We start from the raw sequence: 6265 nt of genomic DNA on the forward strand, positions 1-6265 counted from the left end.
GTAATTATACTATTGCTACTCAGATAAAAGTTTGTTTATCATAGTAAACGTAAAGCAAACAGCTATAAAACTTATATTCCGCCTATCTGACACAGAGAGCTTTTTTTCTAAAAGCCTTGCTATATCTGATTTGAAAAATAGTCAAAATTCTCATCAGAATATCCGGAATGTGGGATAAAACCATTGTAAATTATTACTGTATACACACTAACTAATTGTTAGTGATTTATCTTTATGGGACTTTGAACGAACACATCCAGAAAATTGAACTATAAATAGGGCTGATTAAATCTCAAAGCATTGACAGATCAAGGCAAATGCCTTTTTAGGTCTAAAAAAGTGCCAGCTTTTTGGTCTCTAGAGCTGCAAAAAGTTAGCATTTTAATCGGGCGAGGACGAAAAAATCAAGGGAAAATTCTTCCCACTAACTCCTCTATGATTCCTATTTATCCTGACTCCTGACTCCTGACTCCTACCCTCACCCATAAGACTTTTTCAGCAAACCCTAAATATACCTGAACAGCCAAGTTATAGGTAAAATCTAACTTTACCGCTTAATTTGCTGAGTATTTTTACTTTTTGCATAACTGAGATACACCCTAGAAGTATCTAGTAGAAGAACAAACAAAACTATTATTCTCACATCTACACTATGAACGAACTTCAGGTTGACCCCAACACTCAACTCGTAACAGTTAACGATCCTTCACCCTCCATTTCAGTGTTATGGGACCGCGCAGTCCAACAAGCAGTCATTAATAGTAGAGTAGGTCCAACCGTCGCCTCCCGTGCCTATTCTATGGTACATACAGCCATCTATGATGCTTGGGCAGCTTACGATCCATTAGCAGTAGGAACTCAGTTAGGAGACGATCTACAACGTCCTGAATCTGAAAATACAGAAGCTAATAAAGCTGAAGCAATGAGTTTTTCTGCTTACCGGGTGCTGACAGATTTATTCCCGGAGGAAGTAGAAATTTTCAATGATGTGATGGAAACTCTAGGATTAGACCCCAATAATACTACTACCGATACTACTACTCCTGCTGGCATTGGTAATGTTTCCGGTCAAGCACTATTAGCATTCCGTCATAATGATGGTTCTAACCAAGAAGGAAATGACCCCAATGGTGATGGTACTCCTTACTCCGATATCAGTGGTTATCAACCTCAAAATCCTGCTGGAGACCCTATTGACATAGAATTTTGGACTCCCGAAAACGTTCCTATTGACGATCCTAATGGTCGAGTCCAAAACTTCCTGACTCCACAGTGGGGTAATGTAACACCCTTTGGCCTCAAATCAGGTGAAGAATTACGACCAGTAGCACCAGAACCATTTTTGCTAGTAGATGGTGAGGTAGATTTGGATGCAGGTACAATTACTTTGGCAGACCAGTCTGTAGTTCCAATTAGTCAAGATATTATTGGCACTATTATCAATCCTGAATTTATTGCCCAAACAGAACAGGTAGTTAATTTTAGTGCCAACTTGACAGACGAACAAAAGTTAATTGCAGAATTTTGGGAAGATGGCGGTGGTACATCCTTCCCACCAGGAACCTGGATGAGTTTCGGTCAATTTGTTTCTGCTAGAGATGAGCATACATTAGATCAGGACGTCGAACTATTCTTTAATTTAGGTAACGCGGTATTTGATGCTGGTGTTGCTACTTGGGAAGCTAAAGTCTTCTACGACTATGCTCGTCCAGTCCGTACAGTCCGCGAATTAGGCGAACAGGGTTTGATTGGGGAATTTAATGAAGAGCTTGGTGGCTATGCTATTGAAGCTTGGGCAGGTCCTGGAGAAGGAACTCAAACAATTCTTGCAACTGATTTTCTCACCTATCAAACTCCTGGTAGTGATCCTTCTCCTCCTTTTGCTGAATATGTTTCTGGTCATAGCACTTTCAGCGCTGCTGGTGCAGAAATTCTCCAACGGTTTACTGGTGATGATGAGTTTGGGGCTTCGGTAACTTTTGCTCCTGGTGAGTCTCGTTTTGAACCTGGAGTGACACCAACAGAAACTGTAACTCTGGAGTGGGAAACTTTCAGCGAAGCTTCTGATGAAGCTGGTTTTTCTCGTCTTTACGGAGGTATTCACTTTGAGGATGGCGATGTCAATGGTAGGTCTCTTGGGCGACAGGTAGCGGGAGAAGTTTGGGAAGAAGCTCAGTCTCTACTTACCCCCAATAAGATAATGGGTACAAATGGAGATGATGAGNACCAACAGAAACTGTAACTCTGGAGTGGGAAACTTTCAGCGAAGCTTCTGATGAAGCTGGTTTTTCTCGTCTTTACGGAGGTATTCACTTTGAGGATGGCGATGTCAATGGTAGGTCTCTTGGGCGACAGGTAGCGGGAGAAGTTTGGGAAGAAGCTCAGTCTCTACTTACCCCCAATAAGATAATGGGTACAAATGGAGATGATGAGTTAATCGGAACTGATGCTAGTGAATACATACATAGTGGGCGTGGAAATGATATTATCGAAGGTTTGGATGGTAATGATTTAATTCATTCCGGCAAAGGTGACGATATAATTAATGCTGGTGGAGGTCGGGATATTATTGGTGCTGATAAAGGTGATGATATTATTACTGGTGGAACTGGTGCAGATATGTTTGACTTCCGACCTGATTATGGGAATGATATTATCACTGATTTTGAAGACGGAATTGATTTGATTCGTTTAAGGAGTGGTCTAGAGTTCGAGGATTTGACAATTGCTCAGGTAGGCAGCGATACTAGCATTACTGGTGAGGAACTTTCTATTACTTTACAGGGTGTAGCGGCAAGCGATATTGGTAGTGATGATTTTGTCGAGATTTTGGCTTAAGCAACAACTTAAAGAACCTGCGAGAAGCAAAATTTTTTTTGAAATTAAAATTATCAAAAATGCCGAGATATGGCGCTACGCATAAGTCAAAAGTTAAAAGTTAAAAGTTAAAAGTTAAAAGTCAAAAGCAATCTATGACTGAGTTTTAAGATTTACCAATGTTCTCATATCAAATCCGCTTGATTCGGTATAAAAAAATATTTCATCTTCAATCATTGCCAAATATTTTTCAATTCTCTTCCATCCTTACCCCTGTAGGGGCGAATGGCCATTCGCCCCTACAATATCTAAAATTACACCAATGCTACCGGATTTGATATAACCTATTTGCCTAGTTCTATAGGTTTCATCAGTTGAATAAAAATACTACTTTTGTAGGGACGTTTAATCGAACGTCCCTACNTGTAGGGGCGAATGGCCATTCGCCCCTACAATATCTAAAATTACACCAATGCTACCGGATTTGATATAACCTATTTGCCTAGTTCTATAGGTTTCATCAGTTGAATAAAAATACTACTTTTGTAGGGACGTTTAATCGAACGTCCCTACTTTCCTCTATGAAAACCCCTAGTAAGTGCAGGGAGGATTTGAAAGACTATGTTAAGTATATTAACTCAATCGGATCATCAATTCAAACACATAGTATTATAGAAATAAAATTCGTATGCTAATGATTTAGTTGCCATTAACAACCTTTATAGGAGGCTTTTGATTCAGAATAAGTATAGGAAATCAAGATAGATTTTCTGACAATTTTTCATACCTGGAGTATGATTAATATTAAGTATATTGAGTGTATCAGTTTAGCTGAAAAAAGGAATAAAAGGCTTAATAACTTTTAGTATTAAAATTGCGACTAATGATTAGCAATAATCTCCTTTTTTCAGGTTGGGAGGCATCTATGAAATCTACAAGTAAACAAATCATAATCACTGATTCCTATAAGCAACAAATTTACAGAGAAGAAGAAAGAATTTATAATCACTTTTTGAAGTTGGTTTCGATTGAATCAATCGAGCAAATAATTGAGCGATTTCGGAAACTATTTTTGCAATCTTCTCCATACCAAACTCCAGAAATATCGACGGCACTGGAGATAATTGTACAATTCCCTGAATGTGAAGAAAAATTTAACTACATCCTGAACCGTTGCTGTTATATTTTAATTAACCATCAGCAACAAAATCAAGATAAAAAAAATGTTTTAGAAAAATTGATTCAGTTGTTTAGTCAAGCAACCTCTAAATCTGACTATTCTAATTATATCTCTCGCCAAACACACAAAATATTAGAACTTGTCAGAGGTTTTACTCATAGTCAACAATACTTGAGCTTAAAACGTTTGGCAGCGGTGATGAATCAAGGATTTGAAAGTAAGAGTCGCAACAGCTTAAATCAACCTTTGAAAATTATTATTCCCCGCTATCCTTATCTATATAACTANAACCTCTAAATCTGACTATTCTAATTATATCTCTCGCCAAACACACAAAATATTAGAACTTGTCAGAGGTTTTACTCATAGTCAACAATACTTGAGCTTAAAACGTTTGGCAGCGGTGATGAATCAAGGATTTGAAAGTAAGAGTCGCAACAGCTTAAATCAACCTTTGAAAATTATTATTCCCCGCTATCCTTATCTATATAACTATTTGTTATTAACTCCAAATAGTAGTAGCGAATATCAAGAAGCAATCATCAAACTGCAAGAGCAAAAACAGCAAAAATTTGAAATTAATTTATCCCGCTATATAACTAATCAAGCTAGACTAGAACTTTGCCAATTTCCTAGATTACAATCACTTAAACAATTACAATATATCAAAAATCCTACCTTATTATCTAATAATGAACTATTATTATCTATCAAACAATTTGTGGGTAAAGTAGAAGGTAGGGAGACTTACCGAGATTATGCTAAACGATTTTTAACTTATACAACAATACCTCAACCATATCACTGTTTTAAAGATAGTTTTTATGAATATCTAAGTACATCCTTTGATGTGGAATCCCAACAAATTCGAGTTAGGTTTAAGGAACAACTCTATAAGCATTTACAAAATGTTATGTCTGAGAATGACGATCAGGTCTTCAATGAATTTTTAATGAGGAAGACTTGCAGCAAAATGTTGAGTTTTTTAATTGTTAATAATCAAACACAGCTACAACATTTTTTGTTTGTTAACCTGATTGGTAATTTAGGACCGATTATAACAACAGGATTACTACTAAAAATATTATTAGTTTGTCAACAGGTCAGACCAGGTTTAGAACAACGATTTGCAATATTGTTTAACCACTACGAATCTTCTACACAAAAACAAGTTCAATGGTTAGTCAAAGCACTAGAAAATATGCAAGTAGCCTTAAGTACAAATTTTGGTAGAATCGACCTTTCTTTTATTCATTAAAAAAAGCAATCAGCAGTCAGCGGTCAGCAGTCAGCAGTAAAAGTTTAGAAGGATATTTGACCCCTCCGCACACCAACAGGTTTATAGAAACCGGGGATTTAAACTCTGAGCTGCTAAAAGCTGAATCGCGCAGTTACGAATCAGGAGGCTAAGTGTTTGCGTAGCATTCCATCAGGAAATACCAAAGTTAATGATATAGCTAAGAAATAACTTGATTAGGACATAGGCTGACTATAAATTTTATACCAATTCCCATGCATTATTGCTATACTTGGGCTGTACTTCAGTTATTAACTAATCATAACAATCTGAATCATTTTTTTGCTAATTTTAGCTAGTTTAATGTTAATTATTCTTATGTTTGCTTCTCCGGTAGGGAAGTTGCACCGGCAAAAATGCGTTTTCCGTTCCGGAATGCTCCGCAAACATGTTGCGCAGCAAAACGTCCCTACACTCCCCTACTCAACAAAATGTAGAAAAGTTTTTGAGAAATGGTATTAGACTAGGAAATGTTTTTATAACTATTCCCTATTCCCTATTCCCTATTCCCTATTCCCTGTTCCCTGTTCCCTATTTTTTACTATAAATCAAACAGATTTTTGAGACGATTTCTGACCCAAACTACAGGATTTTTATCATCTTCTTCTGCATCAACTAATCCCAATGTTCTAAGTTCATTTTGGCGTTCAGATAATTCTTCTTGATGTTTAGCCAACTCTTGCACAATTACTTCTGCTAATTCTGGATTTTCATGCAATATTTTTTCAAAGCCTTTTTTATGAATAGCAAATAAAATAGTATCTTCAATTGCCCTAACAGAAGCTGTACGAGGAATACCTAGCATTAAAGCTAATTCTCCGAAAAATTTTCCAGCTTTTAGAGTAGTCAAATGTTTATTAATTTTTTCTACAAAAACCTCTACTGAACCAGAAAGAATAATATAAAAAGTATCACCAGGATCTCCTTCATGGAATAAAAAATTTAATGGCTTGAGACGTTTTCTATATCCT

General features: G+C 36.7%; 3 protein-coding genes. 2 read left to right on the forward strand and 1 reads right to left on the reverse strand.

The window, feature by feature from the left end; translation table 11 throughout:
- Positions 1–652: 652 nt before the first annotated feature.
- Positions 653–2224 (forward strand): vanadium-dependent haloperoxidase (locus AFK68_RS15280; RefSeq protein WP_143437904.1); only part of this gene is annotated, 1572 nt, incomplete at its 3' end.
- A 185-nt stretch (positions 2225–2409) separates the two neighbouring features.
- Entirely contained in the window at positions 2410–2838 is a 429-nt protein-coding gene (locus AFK68_RS45295; protein WP_094673535.1) for a hypothetical protein, read from the forward strand.
- A gap of 2997 nt (positions 2839–5835) precedes the next feature.
- Here the strand turns inward: AFK68_RS45295 and AFK68_RS15300 are convergent.
- A partial coding sequence (locus AFK68_RS15300) for a cyclic nucleotide-binding domain-containing protein (protein WP_143437903.1) occupies positions 5836–6265 on the reverse strand: 430 nt, incomplete at its 5' end.

This window comes from Hydrocoleum sp. CS-953 (assembly GCF_002260545.1).
Taxonomy (GTDB): Bacteria; Cyanobacteriota; Cyanobacteriia; order Cyanobacteriales; family Microcoleaceae; genus Trichodesmium.

Coding starts and splice junctions, on each gene's coding strand:
- AFK68_RS45295 (WP_094673535.1), top strand. CDS start 2,410: ATGGGTACAAATGGAGATGATGAGTTAATCGGAACTGATGCTAGTGAA.